Source organism: Streptomyces glaucosporus (assembly GCF_039533345.1).
Taxonomy (GTDB): Bacteria; Actinomycetota; Actinomycetes; order Streptomycetales; family Streptomycetaceae; genus Streptomyces; species Streptomyces glaucosporus.
In genome coordinates this window covers 109423-133052 of sequence record NZ_BAAATJ010000004.1, presented here as the reverse complement: position 1 = coordinate 133052, position 23630 = coordinate 109423, and the positions used below count along the sequence as shown (strand labels likewise).

General features: G+C 74.9%; 21 protein-coding genes and 1 pseudogene. 15 read left to right on the top strand and 7 right to left on the bottom strand.

Going from position 1 to position 23630, the window contains the following annotated elements:
• The first annotated feature begins 8 nt into the window (after positions 1-8).
• Positions 9-497: a GNAT family N-acetyltransferase gene (locus tag ABD358_RS06650; protein WP_344629910.1), complete on the top strand. Its 489-nt coding sequence runs from the start codon at positions 9-11 to the stop codon at positions 495-497.
• Between the two features lie 53 nt (positions 498-550).
• Here the strand turns inward: ABD358_RS06650 and ABD358_RS06645 are convergent.
• The 3 genes and pseudogenes from ABD358_RS06645 to ABD358_RS06635 all read right to left on the bottom strand — a co-directional run.
• Positions 551-994: pseudogene (locus tag ABD358_RS06645) on the bottom strand (transposase family protein); the annotation flags it as partial.
• Positions 995-1037: 43 nt separating this feature from the next.
• A complete protein-coding gene (locus ABD358_RS06640) occupies positions 1038-1724 on the bottom strand; it encodes a response regulator (RefSeq protein WP_344629909.1) in 687 nt (228 codons plus the stop codon).
• Positions 1721-3019 carry a sensor histidine kinase gene (locus tag ABD358_RS06635; RefSeq protein WP_344629908.1) on the bottom strand — a complete coding sequence of 433 codons (1299 nt, stop codon included), beginning with the start codon at positions 3017-3019 and terminating at the stop codon, positions 1721-1723. Before ABD358_RS06635 ends, ABD358_RS06640 begins: the two co-directional genes overlap by 4 nt.
• Positions 3020-3239: 220 nt before the next feature.
• Here ABD358_RS06635 and ABD358_RS06630 point away from each other — a divergent pair, with 220 nt between their 5' ends.
• The 3 genes from ABD358_RS06630 (at position 3240) to ABD358_RS06620 (ending at position 6920) form a co-directional block, all read left to right on the top strand.
• Positions 3240-3932, top strand: a complete 693-nt coding sequence (locus tag ABD358_RS06630) for an ABC transporter ATP-binding protein (protein ID WP_344629907.1) — start codon at positions 3240-3242, stop codon at positions 3930-3932.
• Positions 3929-6346, top strand: a complete 2418-nt coding sequence (locus ABD358_RS06625) for an ABC transporter permease (protein ID WP_344629906.1) — start codon at positions 3929-3931, stop codon at positions 6344-6346. The genes ABD358_RS06630 and ABD358_RS06625 overlap by 4 nt, the downstream gene beginning before the upstream one ends.
• A 373-nt stretch (positions 6347-6719) precedes the next feature.
• Entirely contained in the window at positions 6720-6920 is a 201-nt protein-coding gene (locus ABD358_RS06620; RefSeq protein WP_344629905.1) for a hypothetical protein, read from the top strand.
• A 173-nt stretch (positions 6921-7093) separates the two neighbouring features.
• Here ABD358_RS06620 and ABD358_RS06615 read toward each other — a convergent pair whose 3' ends face one another.
• Positions 7094-7711, bottom strand: a complete 618-nt coding sequence (locus tag ABD358_RS06615; RefSeq protein WP_344629904.1) for an NAD(P)H-dependent oxidoreductase — start codon at positions 7709-7711, stop codon at positions 7094-7096.
• A 419-nt stretch (positions 7712-8130) separates the two neighbouring features.
• Complete coding sequence (locus tag ABD358_RS06610; protein WP_344629903.1) at positions 8131-9096, bottom strand: AraC family transcriptional regulator; 966 nt, start codon at positions 9094-9096, stop codon at positions 8131-8133.
• Positions 9097-9931: 835 nt separating this feature from the next.
• Here ABD358_RS06610 and ABD358_RS06605 point away from each other — a divergent pair.
• From ABD358_RS06605 to ABD358_RS06565, 9 genes are read left to right on the top strand one after another with little or no spacing between them, the layout of a single operon-like run.
• Positions 9932-11176 carry an inositol-3-phosphate synthase gene (locus ABD358_RS06605; protein WP_344629902.1) on the top strand — a complete coding sequence of 415 codons (1245 nt, stop codon included), beginning with the start codon at positions 9932-9934 and terminating at the stop codon, positions 11174-11176.
• Positions 11173-12153 (top strand): hypothetical protein, encoded by a 981-nt coding sequence (locus ABD358_RS06600; RefSeq protein WP_344629901.1) that lies wholly within the window; start codon positions 11173-11175, stop codon positions 12151-12153. The genes ABD358_RS06605 and ABD358_RS06600 overlap by 4 nt, the downstream gene beginning before the upstream one ends.
• Complete coding sequence (locus tag ABD358_RS06595; RefSeq protein ID WP_344629900.1) at positions 12150-13343, top strand: class I SAM-dependent methyltransferase; 1194 nt, start codon at positions 12150-12152, stop codon at positions 13341-13343. Before ABD358_RS06600 ends, ABD358_RS06595 begins: the two co-directional genes overlap by 4 nt.
• Complete coding sequence (locus ABD358_RS06590; RefSeq protein ID WP_344629899.1) at positions 13340-14545, top strand: Gfo/Idh/MocA family protein; 1206 nt, start codon at positions 13340-13342, stop codon at positions 14543-14545. Before ABD358_RS06595 ends, ABD358_RS06590 begins: the two co-directional genes overlap by 4 nt.
• Positions 14542-15369: an MBL fold metallo-hydrolase gene (locus ABD358_RS06585; RefSeq protein WP_344629898.1), complete on the top strand. Its 828-nt coding sequence runs from the start codon at positions 14542-14544 to the stop codon at positions 15367-15369. Before ABD358_RS06590 ends, ABD358_RS06585 begins: the two co-directional genes overlap by 4 nt.
• Positions 15366-16841, top strand: a complete 1476-nt coding sequence (locus tag ABD358_RS06580) for a YcaO-like family protein (protein WP_344629897.1) — start codon at positions 15366-15368, stop codon at positions 16839-16841. The genes ABD358_RS06585 and ABD358_RS06580 overlap by 4 nt, the downstream gene beginning before the upstream one ends.
• Entirely contained in the window at positions 16838-17731 is an 894-nt protein-coding gene (locus ABD358_RS06575) for a sugar phosphate isomerase/epimerase family protein (RefSeq protein ID WP_344629896.1), read from the top strand. Before ABD358_RS06580 ends, ABD358_RS06575 begins: the two co-directional genes overlap by 4 nt.
• Complete coding sequence (locus ABD358_RS06570; protein ID WP_344629895.1) at positions 17728-19008, top strand: glycosyltransferase family 4 protein; 1281 nt, start codon at positions 17728-17730, stop codon at positions 19006-19008. Before ABD358_RS06575 ends, ABD358_RS06570 begins: the two co-directional genes overlap by 4 nt.
• Before the next feature lie 29 nt (positions 19009-19037).
• On the top strand, positions 19038-19868 hold the full coding sequence (locus ABD358_RS06565) for a PIG-L deacetylase family protein (protein ID WP_344629894.1): 831 nt from the start codon (positions 19038-19040) through the stop codon (positions 19866-19868).
• 120 nt (positions 19869-19988) lie between these two features.
• On the opposite strand, the gene ABD358_RS06560 is transcribed toward ABD358_RS06565, so the two are convergent.
• Complete coding sequence (locus tag ABD358_RS06560; RefSeq protein WP_344629893.1) at positions 19989-20957, bottom strand: MFS transporter; 969 nt, start codon at positions 20955-20957, stop codon at positions 19989-19991.
• Positions 20958-21185: 228 nt separating this feature from the next.
• A complete protein-coding gene (locus tag ABD358_RS06555; RefSeq protein ID WP_344629892.1) occupies positions 21186-21791 on the bottom strand; it encodes a helix-turn-helix domain-containing protein in 606 nt (201 codons plus the stop codon).
• 94 nt (positions 21792-21885) lie between these two features.
• On the opposite strand from ABD358_RS06555, the gene ABD358_RS06550 reads away from it, so the two are divergent.
• Both ABD358_RS06550 and ABD358_RS06545 read left to right on the top strand, forming a co-directional pair.
• The gene (locus tag ABD358_RS06550; protein ID WP_344629891.1) at positions 21886-22512 is read left to right on the top strand and encodes an SAM-dependent methyltransferase; all 627 of its coding nucleotides are present in this window, start codon (positions 21886-21888) and stop codon (positions 22510-22512) included.
• 57 nt (positions 22513-22569) lie between these two features.
• Positions 22570-23574, top strand: a complete 1005-nt coding sequence (locus ABD358_RS06545; RefSeq protein WP_344630110.1) for an alpha/beta fold hydrolase — start codon at positions 22570-22572, stop codon at positions 23572-23574.
• Positions 23575-23630: the final 56 nt, after the last annotated feature.

Genomic DNA, 23630 nt, shown 5'->3' with positions numbered 1-23630 from the left:
TCGCCGGCATGGTGACTCTGCGGGTTCTCACGACAGACGACTGGCCGTTGTGGCGCACACTCCGCCTTGCGGCGCTGACCGATGCGCCGAACGCATTCAAAGTCCGGCTCGCCGACTGGGACAGAGGTGAAGAAGAACGCTGGCGTGCCCGCCTGGAGCTTCCCGGCGCCTACCACGTGGCTGCACTGCTGGATGGGCACGCCGTTGGCATGGCCAGCGGCCTTCCCGGCGCCGCTGATATCAGGGAGTTGAGGTCCGTCTGGGTCAGCTCTGAGGCGCGAGGCCGTGGAATCGGCAACCGACTGCTTAAGGCAGTTGAGATCTGGGCTCTGGGATCGGGCGGAGCAGCCTTGAAGCTCGCGGTGCTCCCGGGCAACGAACCCGCCATCGCCCTCTACCGGCGCAACGGGTTCACGGCCACGGGAGAGCCCGGCGACGTGCTGCCCGATGGGACGACCAGGGAACAGATCATGGTGAAGGCACTTCGCCGGGCGTGACCAGCAGGCTTGATCCACTCCGGGGAAACCGCCTGGGGCAGACCACCGCCGTTCCGGCGAACCTTCCCGGTCAGAGCACTGGCAGCGTCCAGCACGATCTGGTGATTGGGGAGTACCGGTAGTTCTTGGACTGTTGGGCGATGTTGCGGTCGCGGGTGGGCACCAAGGTGCCGTCCACGATCAGAACGGTGCCCCTGCGGACCCGTTGGCGAGCCTTGAGCGCGATCAGCGGGCCGGTGCAGCGGACGATCCGAGCGGCTGCAGACTTCGACACCCCGAACAGCGGGGCTAACTGCCGCAGCGTGCGGTTTGTGCGCCAGTACGCGACCACCAGCAGCACCCGGCCCTCCAGCGGCAGTGACCAGGGCCGCCCCGAACGGGCCACACCCGCCTCCTCCCGACGGCAGCGCCCTGACCAACGCACCGAAGGACCGGGGGGACAGTCCCGTGAACGGAGCTCTCCAGGACGGATCAGACGCCGTGATCACACCAGCCACACCAAGATCGTCTCACTTGTGGCCGGCGGTTACGGGACAGCCTTCAGGCGCCCCGGCCCGGGGTGATCAGTCCCGTCTCGTAGGCGAAGACGACGGCCTGGACACGATCGCGCAGGTCCAGCTTCGACAGGATGCGGCCGACGTGGCTCTTGACCGTGGTCGGGCTCAGGAACAGCCGGGAGGCGATTTCGGCATTGCTGAGGCCCGTCGCGAGCAGGCGGAGCACCTCCAGCTCGCGCGGGGTCAGGCCGGACAGATCGCGGTGCGGGGCGATGGTCTGCGGTTCGTCGTGGCGGGCGAAGCGCTCGATCAGCCGACGGGTGATCGTGGGCGCGAGGAGAGCGTCGCCGGTCCGCACCATGCGCACGGCGGAGACCAGATGTTCGGGGGTGACGTCCTTGAGCAGGAAGCCGCTGGCGCCGGCCGTGAGCGCGGCGTAGACGTACTGGTCGAGGTCGTATGTGGTGAGGATGACGACCCGCGTTCCGTCCGGGCCGGCGTCGCCGACGATGCGTCTGGTGGCCTCGATGCCGTCCATCTCCGGCATCCGGATGTCCATGAGGACGACATCGGGCCGCGTGCGGCGGACCGCTGCGACAGCCTCGGCCCCGTTGGCGGCCTCGGCCGTCACCTCGATGCCGTCCGCGGCCAGGATCATCTTGAAACCGGTGCGTACGAGGGCTTGATCGTCGGCGATGACGGCGCGCAGAGGCGGCCGGTCCGCGGTCATACCGCGCTCCGCGGGATGCGGGCCGTCACCCGGTAGCCGCCGGTCGGCACCGGTCCGGCCGTCAGCTCGCCCCGGTAGACGGCCAATCGCTCGCGCAGCCCCAAGTGGCCACGGCCGTTGCTCTGCACCGGCGGGAGGCCCTCGGTGCCACCGGTGTCGGTGATCTCGATCTCCAGGCAGTCGTCGGTGTGGCGGATGGCGACGGACGCCTGCGCGCCGCGCGCGTGTTTGATCGTGTTGGTCAGCGCCTCCTGCACGACGCGGTACGCCGCGAGGTCCACCCCCGGTGGCAGCGGATCCGGCGGCAGGGACACCTCGACGCTCACGGGTGTGCCGGCGGCGCGTACTCGTGCGACGAGCGCGTCGAGCTGTGCGAGCCCCGGCTGGGGCTCCAGGCTGTCGGGCCTCTCGTGGTCCGGGGCGGCCAGCAGGCCCATCACATGGCGGAGTTCGGCCATGGCGGCCCGGCCGCCCGCCTCGACGGCCAGCAGCGCCTCCTTCGACTGCTCGGGCGCCGTGTCCATCACCTTGCGGGCCGCGCCGGCCTGGATCACCATCACGCTCACATTGTGGGTCACGACGTCGTGCAGTTCGGCGGCGATGCGGGCACGCTCCTCTTCGACGGCCCGGCGCGTGGCCTCCTCCTGAGCGGCCTGCAGCTCCGCCACCCGGTCCCGGCTGGAGGCCAGCCGCAGTTGCAGAAAGCGGACGAGGCTGGCCAGCATCCCTGCCACCAGGAGCACGAACCCCGGGCTGGACCATCCGGGGAGCACGGGTTCCGCGTCGCGGAAAGCGAAACCGGACAGCGCGGCGGCGATCACCAGGACGGCGATCGCCGTTGTCCGGCAACGGCTGTGCACGACGGCGCTGTAGGCGCCGATGACACAGGCCAGGAGGGTGATCCAGGAGGCGGAGCCGCCGATCGCCAGTGCCGCGCCCAGCACCACCACGAACGAGGCCAGCGGATGCCGCCGCCGGGCTGCCAGCGGCAGCGTCGACAGGACGACCAGGGCCCAGGGCACGGAGGAGGGTTCCTCCTCCACGGGCACCAGGCCGGGGTCGGGCGGCGAGGGCGGGGCCGGGACCCCGGTCCCGGCGTCCACCACAGGCGGATTGATGCCCACCGGCCCGTCGCCGGGACAGCGCACCGCCACGAACAGGGCGATGGCGGTCAGTACGACCGCCAGCACCACGTCGGCGCGCACCGCTCGGCGGGACAGCGGGGCGGCCTTCGCCTCCGGGCGTAGCGCCTCGACGAGTTGCTGATGCCGGCTGCGCCGGTCCTCCGTCTCCACCCGTGCATTGTGCTGCGCTCTCCGCCCGGCCCGCGTCCACCTGTCCGGCCAGGGCATTGCCCCGGAGGCCTACTCCTCGGGGATGACTCCGCGGCCGATTCCTCCGCGGGAAGGGCCTGATGCCGGTTCCGCGGCCGACGCGCCCCGTACACGGCGCCTCTAGGTTCGCAGGACCGGCAACGTCATGTGCCTCTCGCGACCGCAAGGACGGACAACTCATATGCACCAGGTGATCGAACTGGAGGGTGTGGTGAAGCGCTACGACAGCGCCGGCGCGCCGGCGCTCGGACCGCTCACGCTCAGCGTCGCCAAGGGTGAGGCCCTTGCCGTGACGGGCCCTTCCGGCAGCGGCAAGTCCACGCTGCTCAACCTCGTCGCCGGCTTGGACAAGCCGACCGAAGGCGCCGTGACCGTGGCCGGGCGACGGATCGACCGGCTGAGCGAGCACGCCCTCGCCAAGTTCCGCCGCGAGCACATCGGCATGGCCTTCCAGTTCTTCAATCTTCTCGACGACCTCACCGTCACCGACAACATCCAGCTCCCGGCCCAGCTGACCGGTACCAGTCGCCGCGAGGCCGCAGCCCGCGCGGGTGAGCTCATGGAAATGCTGGGCATCCAGAAGCACGCCCGCTCCTACCCGGGCCGACTGTCCGGAGGCGAACGCCAGCGGGTCGCGGTCGCCCGGGCCCTGGTCAACCGGCCCGCGCTGCTGCTCGCCGACGAGCCCACCGGCGCGCTCGACACCGCCTCGGGCCACGACATCCGCGATCTGCTGATGGAGCTGCACCGCGCCGGACAGACCATCGTGCTGGTGACGCACGACCCGGCGCTGGCGGAGGCATGCGCGAGCCGCACGGTTCACCTGGTCGACGGTCACGTCGCCCTCGACACGTGTGCGCGGGCCGTCCGATGAGCCTGTTCGGCACCGGCGCGCTGGGCCGGGTCGTACGCTCCGGGGTGGGCCGGCGGCGGGTGCGGACAGTGGTGATCGCCGTGGCCACGATGATGGCCGTGGCGTCGGCCGTGGTCGCCGGGGCGCTGATGGTCGCCGCGGCCGCTCCCTTCGACCACGCCTTCGAGAAGCAGCGGGGCGCGCACATCACCGCCCAGTTCGATCCGGCCAAGGCGAGTGCGGCGCGGCTGGCGGCGACCGGAAAGCTGGCCGGCGTCACCGCGAGTTCGGGGCCGTACCCGTCCACGGCGTTCCGCCCGGTGGATCAGACGGGCTTCCGGATGCCGACGCTGACCCTGGTCGGGCGGTCCGGTCCGGACGGTGACGTGGACCGCGTGGACCTGACGTCCGGCCGGTGGGCGCGGAAGCCGGGCGAGATCGTGCTCGCCGCGTCGTTCGAGGGGCCCGCCACCGGGATCGGCGCCACCCTGAAGGCCTCGGACACCACGAACGCCCCGACCCTCTCGGTCGTCGGCTTCGCGGTCTCGGCCGGCAGGACCGCCGATGCCTGGACGATCCCCGCGCAGGTCGACGCGCTGGCGCCGGAGGGCGGCCCGGTCACGAGCCAGATGCTCTACCGCCTCGGTTCCGCGAGCACGCGGGAGCAGATCCTCGCCGGCCGGAAGAAGCTTGCCGCCTCCGTGGGGTCCGAGGCGCTGCTGGGCGCCCAGTCCTGGCTGGACACCAAACGCGCCGCGGAGCAGGGCGCGGCGGCGACCGTCCCGTTCGTGATGGCTTTCGGCGTGCTCGGCATCGTGATGTCGGTGATCATCGTCAGCAGTGTGATCAGTGGTGCGGTCGGCACCAGCCTGCGCAGGATCGGCATTCTCAAGGCCATCGGCTTCACCCCGCGCGAGGTCGTACGCGCCTACGTGGCCCAGGCGCTGATTCCGGCCGGTGCCGGCATCGCCCTGGGGGTCGTCCTGGGAAACCTCCTGGCAGTGCCGCTGCTGGCGGACACCGAGGCGGTGTACGGCACCGTCTCGCTTTCGGTGGCCTGGTGGGTGGACGTCACGGTGCCTGCCGCCGCCCTGGTCGTCGTGGGGCTCGCGGCGCTGATTCCCGCACTGCGGGCCGGACGACTGCGCACGGTCGAAGCCATCGCGGTCGGCCGGTCGCCGCGCACGGGGCGCGGCCAGTGGGCGCACCGGGTGATGGGACGGCTGCCGCTGCCGCGACCGGTGACCTACGGTCTCGCCACCCCCTTCACACGTCCGGTCCGCGCCCTGGCGATGCTGCTCGCGGTGGCGTTCGGTACGGTCGCGGCGACCTTCGCGGTCGGGCTGACCTCGTCCCTCACCGCGGTCGGCACCTCGCAGGACCCCGAGAGCCGTGCCGCGGTCACGGTCACGACCACCAGGCCGAACAACGTCGCTCCCCCTCCGCCTCCTCCTGTGGGGGGCGGTGTGGCAAGTCCGCCCCCCGCGGGCGGCGGCGTGGCGAGCCCGTCCGAACCCAGGGTCGCCGACCCGGCGAAGGTGCGGTCCGCCATCACGTCGCAGGCGGGCACCAGGTCGTACTACGGCAAGACCCGGGTCGAGGTCGCCGTGGCCGGGGTCTCCGGCCCGGTTCGGGCCGGCCTCTACGAGGGCGATTCACGCCCCGGCAGTCACGAGCTGCTTTCCGGGCGCTGGATCACCGGTACGGGGCAGGTCGTGGTGCCCACGCGCTTCCTGGAAAGGACCAGCACCGAGGTCGGTGACACGGTGCGGGTGACCTACGAGAAGGAGACGGCGAACCTGCGGATCGTGGGCGAGTCCTTCGACACCTCGGGCAGCGCGCTGGAGATCCACGCGGACATGGCCGACTTCCCGTCGGCCGAGCCCAGCACCTTCCTCGTCGAGGTGAAGTCCGGCGTCTCCGCCGACGAGTACGCCCGGAAGGTCGCCGCGGCCGTACGGCCGCTGGGCGGCGACGCCACGACCAACGCCCCCTCGGGGCAGGAGGGCGTCATCCTCATCATGTCCGCGATGGCGATGCTGCTCACCCTCATGCTGGTCTCCGTGGCCGGCCTCGGCGTACTCAACTCCGTGGTCCTGGACACCCGGGAACGCATTCACGACCTGGGCGTCTGCAAGGCGATCGGCATGTCGCCACGGCAGACCATGAGCCTCGTGCTCTCCTCGGTGACCGCGATCGGCGTGATCGGCGGGCTGATCGGCGTGCCGGCGGGGTACGCGCTGCACGGCCTCGTCATGCCGGTGATGGGGCGTGCCGTGGGCACCGGTCTGCCTCCGTCGGTCCTCGACGTGTACGAGCCTGTTCACCTGCTCCTGCCGGGCTTGGGCGGGGTCGTGATCGCGGTGCTGGGCGCGCTGGTCCCGGCCGGCTGGGCGGCCGGGACCCGTACGGCCACGGCGCTGCGCACCGAGTAGCGCCCGGCGGAGCGCGAGCGCATCGCACGCGCGATCGAGGACCTGCGGGCGTCGCGGGGCATGCTCGACACGATCATCGGCGCCGGCCCGGCCGGCACCGCCACGCCGACCCGGCAGCCGGTGCCGGAAGGCTGACGCGGGCCGCGCCCCGGCGGTGACCGGCCCGGCCGGGGACCGGTGTCGGTGGTGCGGCGTTCCGACTGTTCACCACAGCCGGGAGCAGCAGGTCTGTGGCCGTGATGCTGCTCACCCGTTGGGCCGGAGGACGGAACCGCCCTCGCTCTCATATGCGGAGAATGATCCCTGTTTGTTGCGCCCGATTCGCCGTGCAGCCGACCACCGGGTGTCAGGGCTTTGGCCTACCGTGCACGACATGGACGACATGAGCCCGCAAGAAGTGGGGGCCCGCTTCGGCGCGATGGTCCTTGGGGCGGAACTGAGCGAAGAGCCGCCCGACCCTGCCTCTCCCCTCGGCCGGATCAGGGCATGGGGCGAGAAGTACGGTTCGGAGAATCTGACCCCCGAGCACGTACGCGCGGCGATCGAGGGCCGGCCGCTCCCGCCGCCCGAGTGAGCCCCGGACACGGCAGAGCCCCTGTCCCCCGTCTTCGGGGGACAGGGGCTCCCGGCTTCCCCGCTCACGCGGCGCGCTCCCGCCGACGTCCCTCGAAGGCCCGGAAGTACGGCCGGACCATGTCACCCCCTCGGTCCCGATCGCGTACCGAAAGGGCGGTGCTCGGCCTGCCGTCATACGCGTGCGGGATTCCGAACAGCCGCGCTGATGGTGCTCACGGCGCGCTCGACATTCTCCGCTGTGGCCGCGGGGTGCGGCAGTTCGGACTCGAAGACGAAGGCGGTGGCGCCGCGGCGGCTTCCGCAGTAGTCGACGATGCCGTGCTCGATCTGTGTGCGCAGCGCCTTCTCGTACCCATGCCGCTCGAACAGGCTGACATCGCTGCCGGCGATGGGCAGAAGATGCGTCGTGAGCTGCTGCAGCTTGGGACGCAGGCCCGAGTCCGCGGAGTACTCGAAGGCCCAGCCGTTGACGAAAACCCGATCGATCCACCCCTTCAGCAGTGCCGGCATCGACCACCAGTACACGGGGAAGATCAGAACGACGTCAGTGGCTCGCTCCAGACGACGGTGCTCACGGACGACGTCGGGTGGATAGTTGCCGCTCTCGTGGTATGCGCGGCGATCCGCCGCGTTGTACCTGGGGTCGAACCGCTCCTGGTGCAGGTCGGCCACTTCGACCGGCAGGGGGCGCAGGGCCGCTTCGAGTCTGGCCGACACGTGGTGCGTCAGGGACCGAGGGTCCGGGTTGGCGGTGATCAGCAGGGTCCGCGGCCTGTGGTCGGTGTTCATCCCAGTGCTTCCTTGTCCGTGGAGTACGACGTGTGATCCCGAAGGGGGTGACGTGGCGCTGAGTACGTGGTCACGCGGTCGACGCCCGGCCCCGGGTGCGGGGCCGGGCGTCGCACTCCGGCGGAGGCGGCCTGTGCCACGGACCGACGCACCCGATCGGGATCCGGCGGGGGCATCACGTGGGCGACGACGGCGTCCTGCGGGACCGCCTGCCACGTGCTGGCCTCGGACCGGTCGAACCGGACCCTGCTGGATCGCGGGACGGCACGCGCTGGTGCGCCGCCCTGCCGTGGCCGGGCGGCGACCCTGCGGCCCGTTCCGCCTGTCGCACCGAGGATGAGACGGACATCGTCGTTCATGACGTCCAGGCAATACGACCCGGCCTTCGGATTCCATGGCCGAGAAGCCGAGAAACCTGTCTATGCGTCTACGGCACGGGACCTGTCGAGGGGTTGGACGAGTTCACGGCGGAACTCCGTCGGGTTGACGCCGCGGATGCGTTTGAACGCGGTGCTGAAGCCGAAGGCGTCCGAGTAGCCGACCTCGCGGGCGATCTCAGCGAGGGTCGCCGTCTTCCGTTCCCGCATGAGGTCGGCTGCGATCATCATTCGCCGGCGGGTGAGGTAGGTCAGCGGCGGCTCGCCAACCAGGCCGGCGAAGCGTTTGGCGAGGGTGGCGCGTGACACTCCGACCCTGCCGGCCAGGGAGGCGACCGTCCACGACCTGGCCGGTTCGTCGTGCAGCAGCCTCAGGGCGGGGCCGACGACTGGATCGCGGTGTGCGGAGTACCAGGCCGGCGGGTCACCGCCGGGCCGGTCGAACCAGTCACGCAGGGAGCACACCAGCATCCAGTCCAGCAGCCGGTCGAGCACGATCTGCTGGCCCGGGGCATCGACGGCGACCTCCGCGGCCAGGAGGGCCTGCACAGCGCCGACGGTGCCGTCGCCCGCGATGCGCAGGACGTCGGGCACCGCGTCGAGCAGTTGCCGGCCGATCTCGCCCCGTACGGGGTAGGCGCCGGTGATCAGCGTCGTCGCGCGCGTTGAGTCGCCGGGAGCAGTGTCGCGCCAGCCGAGCCGATGGTAGGTCCCGCCTTGATCAGGCGTCGCGCAGTGCTCCCCGCACTCGATCGGCTCGGCCGCGGTGCCGACCTCGTCGACGAAGGAGAACGGCGCGGGGCCCCGCAGGATCAACGTTTCACCGGCGGCGAGGTGCTCGGGCGGGCGCCCCTCCGGAAGAATCCACCCGGATCCCCTGAGCACGGTGCAGAGCGTCAGCGGCGCCCCGTCGACGAACCGCAACGCCCAGGGCGCGGTCACGGTGGAACTGCCGAACAACGACCCCCGGGCCCGCACACTACGGAACATGTCTTCGAAGGCGTCCACGGGCCGATGGTAGGCGGTCACGCGGGCGTTTCAGTTCTTCGCCCATGGTTCCGTCCTGGTCGGCGCTTCAGTGCGGGTGTCACGAGCGGCAACACCACCCGCTCCCGACGCGGTCGGCGCGGACCGGTCACCGCGTCGCCGCCCGGGTGCTGCTGCGCGGCACCCGACAACGAGCCAAAAGCGCATGAATTCCGATGAACGCAAGCCGCGCCCATCGTCACAGTCCGCCGGCCGAGTCGCCTCAAGGCCCCCGGCGGCGCCGGGATTCCCGCCGAGCTGACCGGCCGGACGACGGAAGCCGCGGAGGACGACCGCCAGGCCGTCCGAGCAGCGGAAACAGCGTGTCGCTCGCTGAGCTGCGGGCGGACGGAGGGCGGTGGAACCGTTGAACACGGACATCCGGCTCCGGTGCGATCCGCGTGCCGTGTGCACTTGCGGTTCCGAAGAGGGCGTGCGGGAAGAACCCGCATCCGCCCGGCGTCCGGCCGCGGACGGGCGGAACGGCCGCGGTGCACGGCCGTTCCGCGCACCGGCCCGGTCCGGGGAATCACTCGTTCGGCCGTCCCGTCCGGCCGGTCCGGTGCGCGGCGCGGCGGGCGTACGGCCCGCGCACCGGCGCGCAACCACCGCACGGCGGGGGCGAAACCTCCGGATCGTGGTGTTCCTCTGCGGATGCGCCGCCCCGCGGCCGCGCCGAACCTGGTGACGTGTGTGGCGGTGCGACCGCACCGCCGCGCGCGACAGCTTTCGCGGAGCCGCGGGGGCCGCCGACCGGGTTCCTCTGTGTCGCCAGGGCCCCGGTCCCGGCCGCCGTGCGAGTCGAACGGAGAGAGCGATGAACGCGCTGACCGGGAAGCGCCCCTCCCGCCGCAGGAGCGGGGACGAACCGCTGGACCGGCTGGGTGTGGCCGTCGTGGGGCTGGGCGGCGCGGTGGCCACGACCGCCGTGGCCGGAGTGGAACTGCTCAGGCTCGGCGCCTGCGGCCAGGACGGGCTTCCGCTGGCGGCACGCACGGACCTGGTGCCCTACGAGGCGCTGGTGTTCGGCGGCTGGGACGTCTCCCCCGACGACCTGGCCAAGGCCGCCCATCTCCACCAGGTGCTGGAGCCGGCCCAGATCGAGGCCGTGGCGCCCCGGCTCCAGCGGCTGCGGCCCTGGCCCGCCGTGGCCGATCCGGACTACTGCCGCAGGGTCACCGGCGCCAACGTCGTGCCGTCCGGCGGCCTGCGCGAGCAGACCGACCGGCTCCGGGAGGACCTGCGGCGCTTCCGGGCCGAGCGGGAGCTGGACGAGGTGGTCGTGGTCAACCTCGCCTCGACCGAGCGGCAGCCGGACCCGGCGTCGCCGTCCCTGGCCTCCCCGGAGGCGTTCGAGGCCGCGCTGGACGGCGGGAGCGAGGCGATCACCCCCGCCATGCTCTACGCCTACGCGGCGCTGCGGGAGGGCATGGCGTACGTGAACTTCACCCCGAGCGTCGGAGCCGACGTGCCGGCCCTGACGCTGCTGGCCGAGCGGCAGGGCGTGCCGATCGCCGGCAAGGACGGCAAGACCGGGCAGACCATGGTCAAGACGGTGCTCGCCCCGGCCCTGCGGTCGCGGGCGCTGCGGGTGGAGGGCTGGTACTCCACCAACCTGCTGGGCAACCGCGACGGCCGGGCGCTGGAGGACCCCGGCTCGCTGGCCAGCAAGACGGCCGCCAAGGAGTCGGTGCTGGACGCGGTGCTCGGCTACCCGGTCGAGGACCACGTGGTGCGCATCGAGTACTACCGGCCGCGCGGCGACCAGAAGGAGGCGTGGGACAACATCGATCTGGTCGGCTTCCTCGGCCGCCGGATGCAGATGAAGATCGACTTCCTGTGCCGGGACTCCGTCCTGGCCGCCCCGCTGGTGCTGGAGCTGGTCCGGCTGCTGGCGGAGGCGCGGCGGCGCGGGGAGCGCGGGGTGCAGGAGCAGTTCGGGTTCTTCTTCAAGGCCCCCATGACCGCCGGCGGGCGCGTCCCGGAGCACGCCCTGCACCGGCAGGAGCGTGCCCTGCTGGACTGGCTGGACGGCCGGGCGGCGCAGGGCGGGCGGCCGTGACGCGGGCCGCTCCCCGCCCGGCGCGGCGGGCCCAGCACGTCCAGCACGCCCCGCGCGCCTCGCACGGGGTGCCGCGCGACGCCCTGCGGGCGGCCGTCCCCCTGCTGCGCGAGGTCGGCGACCTCAAGCGGGTCCGGACGGCCGACAGCGGCGCCTCGATGGCGGAGCGGGCCTTCCTGCGGTCGTGGGCGGCGCTGGCCCGGGGCGCCGACCCGGGCCGGGTCGCCGACCACGAGTGCGCCGCCGCCGTGGCCGGGGCGCGCCTGGCGGGCGTGGACGGCCCGGTGCTGCGGCGGTGCGGGCTGACGGCCTCCGAGGCGGCGGACGTGCTGGCCCGCTCGGTCGGGCAGCACGCGGGCCGGCTGGACGCGGCGACCCTCGGCCGGCTGCGGGAGGCGCTGCCGCGGCTGGCCGCGGCGGAACCCCACGACGCCCTGGCCCCGGCGTTCGCGGCGGCCCTGTGCGCCCAGCCGAGGGCGGGAGCCACCCGGCCCGGGCGTCCGCGGCTGATGGTGGAGCCGCCCGAGAGCCACGGCGACCACTGCTGGGCGGTCGCCGTCTACGGCGGGCTGCTGGCCGGGGCGTTCGGCGCCGACCCTGCCGACGCCTTCCTGCTCGGCCTGGCCCACCACCTGCACAACGCGGTGCTGCCCGACGCGGGCTTCGCCGGGGAGGAGCTGCTGGGCGAGCATCTGCCGGGCATCACCTCGCGCCTGACGGAGCGTCAGCTCACGGCTCTGCCCGGCGTCCTCGCCTCGCGGCTGACCGGGCTGCTCGCCCTGCGGGAGGAGGCCGCGCACCCGGCCGCCCGGGCCTTCCACGCCGCCGACGTCCTCGACCGGGTGCTGCAGGTCCGCCACCACGCGCGGGCCGCCGCCTTCACCGCCGAACAGGCCCTGGACGACCTGGACCTGGTGCACCCCTGCGCGGTGTCCGGCTTCCACCGGGCCGTGCTGGACGCGGCGGAGGCGGCGTGAGCAGCCCGGCGGCGGCCCGCGCGGCGGCCGGGACGTCCGTGACCGACCTGGTCAGCCCGGTCAACGGGGCCCCACTGCGGCCGCACGGGCCCGGGCTGCTGTCCGACGGCGAGCGGCTCTGGCCCGTCGTGGCGGGCATCCCCTGGCTGCGCGCCGGCCGGGAGGAGCTGCGCGAGCGGGCCGTGCGCCGCGTCGGGGAGGGCGACCCGGCCGGCGCCGCGGTCGTCCTCCTCGCCGACACCGACGACTGGTGGGACGGCCCGGTCCCGCCCCCCGGCGCGCTGCGCGCCGCGCTGGGGGCGGCCACCCTGCGCGAGGCGGTGGCGCTGCTGGGCATGGGCCGGGTCGGGGACTACTTCCTCCACCGGTGGAGCGACCCGACCTGGCTGGCCGTCCTCGCCCTGACCGACCGCCACTCCCCCGGCCGCCGGCCGGTGCTGGAGCTGGCCTGCGGCGCCGGGCACCTGCTGCGGGAGCTGGCGCTGCGCGGGCACCGGGACCTGACCGGCGTCGACGTGGTCTTCGCCAAGCTGTGGCTGGCCCGGCGGTTCGTCGCGCCCGGGGCGCGGCTGGTGTGCGCCGACCTGACCGCCCCGTGGCCGCTGCGCCCGCGCGGGCCGGCCTATGTGGCCTGCCACGACGCGCTGTACTTCCTGCCCCGCAAACAGGAGGTGGTGGACCGCGCCCTGGAGTACGCCGGGGGCGGCCCGGTCGTCCTGGGCCACTGCCACAACGCCCTGGTCCCCGGGCCGGGCGCCGGACTGCCGCTGGACCCGGCCGGCTGGCTCTCGCTGCTGCCGGGGGCCGTCTGCTACGACGACGCCGACCTGACCCGCGCCCTGCTGGACGGCGCCGCCCCCCGTCCGCGTCCGGCGGAGGACCTGGCGCGCTGCGAGGCCCTCGCCCTGGTCTGCGGCCCGCCCCCGCCGCCCGGACACGCCCTGCCGTCCCCGGCCCGGCCCGTCCCGGGGCGGCCCCTGCGGCCCAACCCCCTCTACCGCGACGGCCTGCTGCACTGGCCGGGCCCGCGCTGGCGGGACGAGTACGGGCCGGGCGCCGCCGCCTACCTGCCGGAGCGCGTGGACCTCTCCCCCGGCCTGCTCGCGGACGCGCGGGCCGGACGCCTGACGCCCGAGGTGGCCGGACTGGCCCGCCGCAGGGTGCTCCTGGACCTGCCGGAGCGGTGGTGAACGCGGGCACGCCGGCCGCCGCGGCCGTCTGCCGGTGGGCGATCGCCGGGTGCGGCTGGGTCGCCCGCGACCACTTCCTGCCCGGGCTGCTGGCGGCCGCCCGGGGGCGCTCGGGTGCCGCGGCCCCCCGTCTGGTCGCCGTCACCGACACCGATCCGGCCGCCGCCGCGCGGCTGGCCGCCCGGGCGCCCGGCGTCCGGGTCGCCCCCGGCCTGGCCGCGCTGCTGGCCGAGCACCGGCCCGACGCGGTGTACGTCGCCACGCCCAACCACGCCCACCGCCCCGTGGCCGAGGCCGCCGCGGCGGCGGGGGCGGCGGTGCTGTGCGAGAAGCCGCTCGCCGCCGGACTCGCCGACGCCGAGCGCCTGGTCGCCGCCTGCGAGCGCGCTGGGGTCCTCGCGGCCACCGCCTACGACCAGCGGTTCCATCCGGCCCACCGGGCCGTGCGGGACGTGGTGGCCTCCGGCGGGCTGGGCGCGGTCACCGCGGTGCGGATCACCTACTGCTGCTGGCTGCCGCCCGTCTGGTCGCCGGACGGCGGCCCCTGCGACAACTGGCGCGCCGACCCGGCGCGGGCCGGCGGCGGCGCCCTGCTCGACCTGGCCCCGCACGGACTCGACCTGGTGGGGGTGCTGCTCGGCGGGGACGACGTGACGCACCTGGCGGCGCTGGCGCAGCACCGGGTGCACCCCTATCCGGTCGACGACGGCGCGGTGCTGGCCGGCCGGACCGGCGGCGGGGTCCTGGTCGGCCTCCACGTCGCCTACAACACCCCCGACGCGCTGCCCCGCCGCCGGCTGGAGGTCGTCGGCACCCGCGGGCTGCTGACCGCGACCGACACCCTCGGGCAGGACGCCGGAGGCGCGGTGTGGCTCACCCGCGCGGACACCGGGCGGCGCGTGCCCGTGCCGTTCGACACCGGCACCTCGCCCTTCACCGGGCAGGTCCGCGGGTTCTCCGCCGCCGTGGCCGCGGCGCGCTCCGGCGCCGCGCCGGAGCGGGCCTGGCCGTGGCCGCTGCGGCGCGACCTGGCGCTGCACCGGCTGCTGCTGGAGGCGGCGGCGGGCGGCGGGGCCGCTCCCGCCGGCTCCGCCCAGCCGCCGGACGCCGGCCGGACCCCCTTCGCCGCCGGGGAGGGTCCCACCGCCGGGGACGGCTTCACCACCGGAGGGGGCTTCACCGTCAAGGAGGGCCGACGATGACCCTGAGCATGTACGCCTGCGCCCACTGCGGCCACTGGCAGCGGTGGTTCGGCACCCCGCCCGCCTGCCCGGTCTGCACCGACGTGCGCAACGCGCTGCCGGAGGACGGCTGGAACCTGCTGGAGGAGAAGGCCGTCGGCGCCCTCCTCACCGCCGACTGGCACCAGCCCGTCCCCGGCGTCACCGGGTTCTCCGCCGTCCCGTCCTTCGGGCTGGGCTCGACGGGCTGGCTGATCGGGTCGGAGGCGGGCAACGTCGCCTGGGAGGCCGCGCCCTACTACCCGCCCGACGCGCTGGCCGAGATCGAACGGCTCGGCGGCATCGCCCGGCTGGGCTCCAGCCACGTGCACGGCTACGGGGCCCTGTGGCAGCTCCAGCGGTACTTCGACCCCCCGGTGGTCGCCGTCGGCACGCGGGACCTGGAGTGGACCAAGGCGTTCCGGGTGACCTGGCCGGTCGACGAGGCCCTGGAGCTGGCCCCGGGGCTGACGGTGTACCGCACCGGCGGCCACTTCGACGGCCACTGCGTCCTCCACGACGCGCGCCGGGGGATCCTCTTCTGCGGCGACGCCCTCAAGGTCGACCTGGACGGCACCACCCCCCGCGCGCTGTCCTGCCACAAGGCGTACCACGCCCGCGTCCCGCTCTCCCACGACGAGGTGCGCCGCTACCGCGCGGTGATCGGGGAGCTGGAGTTCGAGGCGGTCGCCACCCCCTTCGAGTTCGCCGCCCCGGTGACCACCGCGGACGTGGTGCGGCTGTTCGACCGCCGGCTGTCCGGGCGGCCCACCACGGACGCCCTCCCGCTGGGAGCCGCGCGGTGAGCGCCGCCGGAACGCCCCCGGCGGTGAGCGCCTACCGCGCCGCGCTGGCGCCCGGGGAGCAGGACGACTTCGACATCTCCGCCGCCGACCGCACCGGCCTCCCGGTGGTCTCCGCCGACCACCTCGGCCCGGACGGCGTCCGCAAGGGCGCCTGCGGGTACGGGGCCGACCTCGGCCGGGCCCGCGTCGGGGCGTACGGCGAGCTCGCCGAGGAGGTCCTGCTGGCGCGGCACCTGGCCCGCGCCGAGCGCCGCCGGGCCTCCTACGCGGAGCTGGTGCGCGAGCGCGGCCGGGACCGGGTCGCCGACCCGGTCTCCCTGGTCCTGCCGGCCGGCGCGGACTACGGCCCCGAGCGTCCCCTGGACTGGGTGCCCGCACGGCGGTACCGCACCGGCGAGGAGGTGCTGGTGCCCGCCGAGTTCGCCGCCGCCTGCGGGAGCGACTTGCCCTGGGCTCCCCCGCCGGGGGGCCTGCTGACCACCCCGGTCACCAACGGGCTGGGCGCCGGGGACACCCCCGAGCGGGCCCTGTCCCACGCGCTGCTGGAGATCCTCCAGCGCGACGGCAACGCCACCGCGCACCGCGCGATGGACCAGGGGGTGGTGATCGAGCCGGACGAGGTCGCCGACCCGGTCACCGTCTCGGTGCTCGGGCGGCTGCGGGAGCTGGGCGTCCGCGTGCTGCCCAAGCTGGCCTCCACGCAGTTCGGGATGGCCGACGTCCACGTCGTCGGCGTCGACGCCGATCCCGCGGCCCCGCCGCTGGCCCTGACCGCCTGCGGGGAGGCCGCCCACCCCGACCGGGAGGCGGCGCTGCGCAAGGCGGTGCTGGAGTACGTCTCCTCCCGGGCGCGGAAGGTGTTCTTCCACAGTCCGCTGGAGACCGTGGCGCGGATAGCCCCGGCCGGTTACCTCGACCGCGAGCTGGCCTCGCCCCCGGCGGAGCAGGAGCCGCGCGCCCTGCGGGCCATGGCCTCCTGGGCCGCCATGGACCGCCGGAGCCTGCTGGCGCTGCTGGAGCCCGCCGTGCTGGCGCGGCGCTCCACCGTGCCCTTCTCCGGCCTGCCGACCGTGGCGCCGGGCTCGCTGGACGACCCCGCCGCCCTCCTGGCGGACCTGCTGCGGCGGCTCGCGGACTTCGACGTGCTGGTGGTCGAGGCGGGCGGACCGGGGGCGTACGCGGTCAAGGCGATCGTCCCCGGCATGGAGGTGGAGACCATGTCCTACGCGCGGATCGGGGAGCGCGGGGTGCGGCGGCTGATGGAGCGCGGGAGCCCCCTGGCCGGGACCGGCCCGGCCCCCCGTCCCGGGGCGCTGCCGGTCCACCTCACCGCCGGGGCCCGCGAACGGCTCGGCGGACCGGCCTGGTTCGACGTCCGGGCCGCGCGGGAGGCGGTGGGGGCGCTGTACCCGCTCTACCGCGAACCGGACCGCCACGCGGTGGCCCGCGCGGCCGCGGGGGCGGCCCGGTGAGCGCCCCGGCGGACGGCCTGCGGTACGCCTACAACACCAACGGCCTCACCTCGCACCGCCTGACGGATGCGCTGGCCCTGCTGGCGGACTCCGGGTACGACGGCGTCGCGCTCACCGTGGACGTCGCCCACCACGACCCCTTCGCGCCGCGCCTGGCCGCCCGCACCGCCGCGCTGGCCCGCCGGCTGGACCGGCTGGGGCTGGGCAGCACGGTGGAGACCGGGGCGCGGTTCCTCCTCGACCCGAGGCGCAAGCACGAACCGACCCTGATCAGCCCCGATCCGGCCGGCCGGGCCCGCCGGCTGGCGTTCCTGCGGCTGTGCGCGGACATCGCCGCCGACCTGGGCAGCGAGGCGGTCTCGTTCTGGGCGGGCGTGCCGGCTCCCGGCACGGACACCTCTCCGGGCGGGACGGCCTGGCGGCATCTGGTGGACGGGGTGCGGGCCGTCGTGGCGTACGCGGCCGAGCGGGGCGTGACGGCGGCCTTCGAGCCCGAGCCGGGCATGCTCGTGGAGGACTGCGCCGGCTGGTCCCGGCTGGCCGCCCTCGTCCCCGGCCTGCGGCTGGCGCTGGACACCGGCCACTGCCTGGTCGCGGGCGGGCTGACGCCGCGTCAGGCGGTGCTGGACCACGCCCGGGACCTGGGGGCGGTGGCCGTGGAGGACATGCCGTACGGCCGGCACGAGCACCGCGCCCCCGGCGAGGGCGACATGGACCTGCCCGCCGTCCTCGGCGCCCTGCGCGCCGTGCGGTACCGCGGGCTGGTGAGCCTGGAGCTGTCCCGCGACGCGCACCGCGCCGACGTCCTGGTGCCCGCGGCGCTGGAGGCGCTGCGGAACGCCGAGCGGGCCGGGGCCGGCGGGGCGCCCGAACCGGAGGAGGTGCGATGAGGATCTGCTTCGTCTCGCGGCGCTACTGGCCGGCCGTGTCGGGGATGAGCGCCTACGCGGAGAACCTGCTGCGGGCCCTGGCGGCCGCGGGGCACGACGTCACCCTGGTGTCCCAGTACCGCGGCGACCCGCGGGGCCGCGCCGTCTACGGCGGCGGGCCTCCCCCGCCCGAGCGGGTCCCAAAGGGCGTGCGCCTGGTGGCGCTGGAGTCCCTGGGTGAGCAGGCCGTCGCCGACGGGCGGCCCGCGGACTTCGAGGCCGACGTCGCCGCGCTCCGCGACGCGGTCGCCGGCCTCCACGCGCGCGAGCCGCTGGACGTGCTCCACGCCCAGTACGGATATCCGCCGGGGCTGGCCGCGCTGGAGGCGTCGGAGCTGCTGGGCGTCCCGGCCGTGGTCTCCGTCCAGGGCGGCGACGGCCACTGGGTCGGCACCTGCTGCGCCACGCACCGCGCGGCGGTCCGGCGGGTCCTGCGGGACGCCCCCGCCCTGCTGATCGGCTCGGCCTCCTTCGCCGCCGAGGTCGCCGCCCGCCACCGGGTGCCGGTGGAGCGCTTCACGGTGGTCCCCGGAGCCACCGACACCGGGCTGTTCCGGCCCCGGCCCGGCAGGCGTCCGGGAGCGGTCGGCGATCCTCCGACGCTGCTGTACCACGGCCGGATCGACGTCCGCAAAGGCGTGCTGGACCTGCTGGAGGCGGTGCGGCTGCTCCTGGCCGGCGGCAGGCGGCTGCGGCTGCTGGTCTCCGGCGCCGGGCCCGACCTGGACCGGCTGACCCGCCGGGCGCGGCAGGCGGACCTGGCCGGGGCGGTGGAGGTGCTGGGCCCCACCGGCTACCACGACGCCCCCGCCGTCTACCGGCGGGGGGACGTCTTCGCCACCCCCACCTGGGCCGAGGGGTTCTCCAACACCATCCTGGAGGCGATGGCCTGCGGGCTTCCGGTGGTCTCCACCCGCGTGGTGGGGGTGGTGGACTGCGTGCGGGACGGCGTCAACGGCCTCCTCGCGCCGCCGCGCGACCCCGGCGCGCTGGCCGGGGTGATCGGGCGGATGCTCGACGACGCGCCGCTGCGGCACCGCCTCGCGGAGGCGGCGCTGGAGCAGGTGCGGTCCCGGTGGTCGTGGCCGGTGGCCGCCGCGCGCATCGGCGCCGTGTACGAGGAGGTGCGCGCCGCGTGGTCCGCCGGGGGCCGGCCCGGTCCGGCTCCGGCCGGCGGGACGGCCGGCCCCGCCGTGGACCTGTCCTGCCGGTTCCGCCGCGACCCCCACCTGCTGTGACCGCGCGGCCCCCGGGCGCCCGTACGGCCGTGGCCGTCAGCCCCCACCTGGACGACGCGGTCTTCTCCGCCGGGGGCGTCCTGGCCGTCCTGGTCCGGGCGGGCTGGTCGGTGCGGGTCGTCACCTGCTTCACGGCCTCGGTCGACGACCCGTGCCCCTTCGCGCTGTCCACCCAGCTCGACAAGGGGCTGCCCGCGGAGGCCGACTACATGGCCCTGCGCCGCGCGGAGGACACCGCCGCGCAGCGGGTGCTGGGCGCGCTGCCCCCGGTGCACCTGCCGCTGCCCGAGGCGCCGCACCGCGGGTACGGCAGCGCGCCGGAACTCTTCACTCCGCCCCGTGCCGGCGACACGGTCGGCGCGGAGCTGGAGCGGCTGCTCCGCCCGCACCTGGCGGCGGCGGACCTCGTCCTCGCCCCGCAGGGGATCGGCGGCCACGTCGACCACGTGATCACGGCCCGGGCGGTCGCCGCCACCGCGCCGCCACCGCGCACCTGCTGGTGGCGCGACGTCCCCTACGTGGCCCGCGCGCCGCGCGCCGCGGACGGGCCTCCCCCCGGCGGGCCCGCGGCGACGGGCTCGGCGACGGACGGGGCGACGGGCGAGGTGACGGTGGACATCGGCGCCGTCCTGGCCCGCAAGACCGCCGCGGCCGCGTGCTACACCACCCAGCTGGGGTTCCAGTTCGGCGGCGCCGAGCGGGTCGGCGAGGTGCTGTCCGCCGTGGCCCGCACCGAGGCCCGCCGCGCCGGCGCCCGGTGCGGCCACGGCGAGACGCTGCGGGCCGGAGACCGGGCCCGGCGCGTCCTGGAGACCCTCGCGCCGGGGCAGGCGCTGCCGGCGAGCACCCTGACGCCCTGACGCGCACGGCCCCGGACGCGGTGGAAGGGCCGCCTCCGGAGCCGCGGGCACGGCCGGTCACCGGCGGGGTGGACTCCACGGGGGAGCCGGTGACAGCCGAACAGGCGAGCCCGCCTCCGGCTACGACACCGGCGACCCGCGGTGCAGCGTGTACTGGTCGAGTGAGTCCGGGTCGCCGATCCAGTAGTAGAGGGTGGGCTGTTCTTCGGTGCCGCCGAACTGCCAGCCGCTGCCCTCCGCGCAGCCGCTGATGCTGAGATCGAGCTGCGGGGTTCCGGACGGCGACGTGCCCCGCGCCCACGAACCGGAGCCACTGCACTGCTCGGGTGCGTCCCCGCCGTACGCCGTCTCCGTGGTGTGGACGTCCAGGCCGTTGGCCACCGCGGTGCCATCGGCCCGGAGGGTGAGGGTGCCGCCCTGGTCGTCGGTCCAGGTACCGACGAGCTTCGCGGCGGTGAGCCGCGGCGGCTCGTACACCTGGACCAGGCCGGTCCCGTAGGCCGCCAGGCCACCGGCGAAAACCACCGCCGAGAGCGTCAGTCCGCAGGCGGACACCACCACGGCCATCCCGAACCGGGCACCGGTGCCGCGCAGGACGGTCACGGCCCGGGTGCACAGGACGGCGGGGACCAAGCCGAGGAAAACCGCGAGAAGGACCAGCGGAAGCACAGTCCAACCGCCGCCGAGGAGCGCCGTCGGCACCCCGGTGCACACGGCGGCCGCCGCGGCGAACGCCCCGCAGACGCCCAGGCACCAGCGCATCGTCTCCGGCCGCCCGGCCCTGCGGGCCGACCAGCGCGACAGCTGCACGACCGGCAGGACGGCCACCGCCGAGCCGATCAGCCCCGCCAGGCCGAGCATGACCACGGTGACCACGGCCACGAAGAGGTACCCGACGTACGCCGGGAGGCCGGCGGCGAAGTAGTGCTCGTTCCGCAAGCCCGCCAGGAAGTGGACGACCAGCGCGAGCGCGCCCTCCGCCGACAGCGCCACGGCCCCTGTCAGCCACGCGGCCGTCCAGCCCGCGCCGCCGACACGCACCTGCCCCGCAGGAGTCGTCTCCTGCCTCTCCACCGTCCAGCGCGCCATCCCCGCCCCTTCCCTCCCACGTCTGCTACATCATCCACCTGACCGGCGGGGCGGCCGCAGCAGGGTGCCACGCGCGAGGTCCGCGATCCCCACGCGGACCGCGGCGGACGCCCCAGGGGACCCGCGCGGGCCGGGGACCGCCGGACGGCTTCGGGGGACATCCCGCGCCTGACGCGTCCGACGAGCGTCCGCGTGCGCCGCCCGGAATCCGCCGGGGACGGGCCGAGGTCACTGCCCGTTCCGTTCCCGGGAGGGCCGGGCGGGCGTTGCGCGCAGGTGCGCGCGTGTCCCCTGCGGTCCGAACAGGATCAGCAGTTCGACCGTGCCGCCGTCGGCGCTGCCCAGCCAGTGGGGAAGGGTCGTGTCGAACTCGGCGGCCTCGCCGGCCTCCAGGGTCAGGTCGCGCTCACCGAGCAGCAGCCGCAGGCGGCCGTTGAGCACGTAGAGCCATTCGAAGCCTTCGTGGGTCTGCGGGGTCGGTTCCCGGGGGCCGTCGGAGGCAGGAATGATCATCTTGAACGCCTGGATGGCACCCGGCCGGCGTGACAGCGGGACGAAGACCGCCCCGAACCGCCGGATCGGCTTCAGGTGGATGCGGGGGTCGCCGGTGCGGGGGGCGCCGACGAGGTCGTCCAGGGGGACGCCGTAGATCCGGGCCAGCGGGAACAGCAGCTCCAGGGTCGGTCGGCGCTTCCCGCTCTCCAGCCGGGAGAGGGTGCTCTCCGACACTCCGGTCGCCTCGGCGAGGGTGGCGAGGGTGAGGCCGCGGGCGCGGCGTATCGCGCGCAACCGGGGGCCGATCCCGTCGAATTCGTCCTGCGGTACGTCTTCCACCACGCCATCTTGCAGGAACCGCAAGAGAACGTGCCGGCCTGGGCGGGCGCGTCGAAACTGGTGCGCGTTCAGCCCCCGACACGAGGAGCCCCCGATGAGCGCGACAGACGCGGTCGCCTACTGGAACAGGATCCACGCGGCCCGGCCGGAGGCCGTCTCCCCCCGGCCCAACCCATGCCTCACCTCGGCGGTCGCCGGCCTGCCGCCCGGCGACGTACTGGATCTGGGATGCGGCAACGGCGGCGACGCGCTGTACCTCGCGCGTCACGGATGGCGGGTCACGGCCGTGGACGTGTCCTCCGTGGCCGTCGAGCGGCTCGCCCGCCTCGCCTCCCGGGCCGGCCTGTCCGACCGGGTCACGGCGCGGCAGTGCGACCTGCGCGAGTCCTTCCCCGCCGGCGCGTTCGACCTGGTCAACGCCCACTACCTGCACACCCCCCTCGACCTGGACAGGGCGGCCGTCCTGCGCTCGGCCGCGCACGCCCTGCGCCCGGGCGGGCGGCTGCTGGTGGTCGACCACGGCTCGACAGCGCCGTGGTCGTGGGTGCAGGACCCGGACATCCGGTATCCGACCCCGCGGGAAGTCGCGGCGGACCTGGCCCTGGCCCCGCGGACGTGGACGGTCGAGCGGGCCGAAGCGCGGACGCGCGAGGCGACCGGGCCGGACGGCCGGACGGCCGAGGTCACCGATCACATCCTGGTCGTCCGCCGCACCGCCTGAGCCCGCCCGGCCCCCTCGACCCCCTCGCCCGCTCACAGGAAGGACCCCGTGGCGACCATGTCACCGCGCCGCTCACCGCGCCTCGCCCGGACCGCGGCATCCGTCGTCCTGGCCTCCGTACTGACCACCGGCACAGCCGCCTGCACCCCGCAAGAGGCCGGCTTTCCTCCCCACGCGTCCGCCACGCACGACGACCCGGAGTTCAACAGCGTCTTCCGGCACGAGTTCGCCACCGTCGACGGAGTGCGGATGCACTATGTGAAGGGCGGCAGCGGCTCCCCCGTCGTCCTGCTGCACGGCTGGCCGCAGACCTGGTACGGCTGGTGGCCGATCATGCCGGAACTGGCCAGGCACCACACCGTCTACGCCGTCGACCTTCCGGGACTCGGCGACAGCAGCGGCTCGCCGGCCGGCTACGACAAGGCCACTCTGGCACGCTACGTGCACACCCTCGTCGCCGAGCGGCTCAAGATACGCGACGCCCAGGTCGTCGGCCACGACCTCGGTGCCGCGGTGGCGTTCCAGTACGCCTCCCAGTTCCCCGACGACACCGAGCGCCTCGGCTACCTCGACCTGCCGCTGCCCGGACCGGCGATGGACGCGTCCGCCTACCGCTCCCTGAGCTGGCACATCGCCTTCCACTCCCAGCCCCGGGTCCCCGAGGCGGTCGTCGGCGACGACGTCCGCGAGTACCTGGCGCTGTTCTACCCGCAGGTCGCCTTCGGCGGAACGGCGTTCGGCGGCACCTCTCGCAAGTCCCCCTTCACCGCCGCCGAGATCGACGAGTACGCGCGGACCTACAGCCGGCCCGACGTCCTGTCGGGCGGCTTCGACCTCTACCGCGCCCTCGACGAGGACGTCCGCGACATCGAAGCGGCCGAGCCGGTACGCGTCCCGTCCCTCCTCATGACCGCCCAGGGGCAGCTCGCCCCGGTCCGGAACACCGTGGCGCCGAAGATGACCGACATCGTGCGTGCGGTGGACGTGCCGGAAGCCGGCCACTGGCTCGTGGAGGAGAACCCCGCGTTCGTCACCGCCGAGCTGCTGCGCTTCCTCGACTGACGGCCGCCGGGCGGCGGGACCGTCCGCGCGTGAGCGCGCACGGCGCCCGCGTCCCC

Bases quoted from the DNA above. Each gene is read 5' to 3' on its own strand.
- ABD358_RS06650 (WP_344629910.1), top strand. From the start codon at position 9: ATGGTGACTCTGCGGGTTCTCACGACAGACGACTGGCCGTTGTGGCGC.
- ABD358_RS06640 (WP_344629909.1), bottom strand. From the start codon at position 1,724: ATGACCGCGGACCGGCCGCCTCTGCGCGCCGTCATCGCCGACGATCAA.
- ABD358_RS06630 (WP_344629907.1), top strand. From the start codon at position 3,240: ATGCACCAGGTGATCGAACTGGAGGGTGTGGTGAAGCGCTACGACAGC.
- ABD358_RS06625 (WP_344629906.1), top strand. From the start codon at position 3,929: ATGAGCCTGTTCGGCACCGGCGCGCTGGGCCGGGTCGTACGCTCCGGG.
- ABD358_RS06620 (WP_344629905.1), top strand. From the start codon at position 6,720: ATGGACGACATGAGCCCGCAAGAAGTGGGGGCCCGCTTCGGCGCGATG.
- ABD358_RS06615 (WP_344629904.1), bottom strand. From the start codon at position 7,711: ATGAACACCGACCACAGGCCGCGGACCCTGCTGATCACCGCCAACCCG.
- ABD358_RS06605 (WP_344629902.1), top strand. From the start codon at position 9,932: ATGAACGCGCTGACCGGGAAGCGCCCCTCCCGCCGCAGGAGCGGGGAC.
- ABD358_RS06585 (WP_344629898.1), top strand. From the start codon at position 14,542: ATGACCCTGAGCATGTACGCCTGCGCCCACTGCGGCCACTGGCAGCGG.
- ABD358_RS06570 (WP_344629895.1), top strand. From the start codon at position 17,728: ATGAGGATCTGCTTCGTCTCGCGGCGCTACTGGCCGGCCGTGTCGGGG.
- ABD358_RS06560 (WP_344629893.1), bottom strand. From the start codon at position 20,957: ATGGCGCGCTGGACGGTGGAGAGGCAGGAGACGACTCCTGCGGGGCAG.
- ABD358_RS06550 (WP_344629891.1), top strand. From the start codon at position 21,886: ATGAGCGCGACAGACGCGGTCGCCTACTGGAACAGGATCCACGCGGCC.
- ABD358_RS06545 (WP_344630110.1), top strand. From the start codon at position 22,570: ATGTCACCGCGCCGCTCACCGCGCCTCGCCCGGACCGCGGCATCCGTC.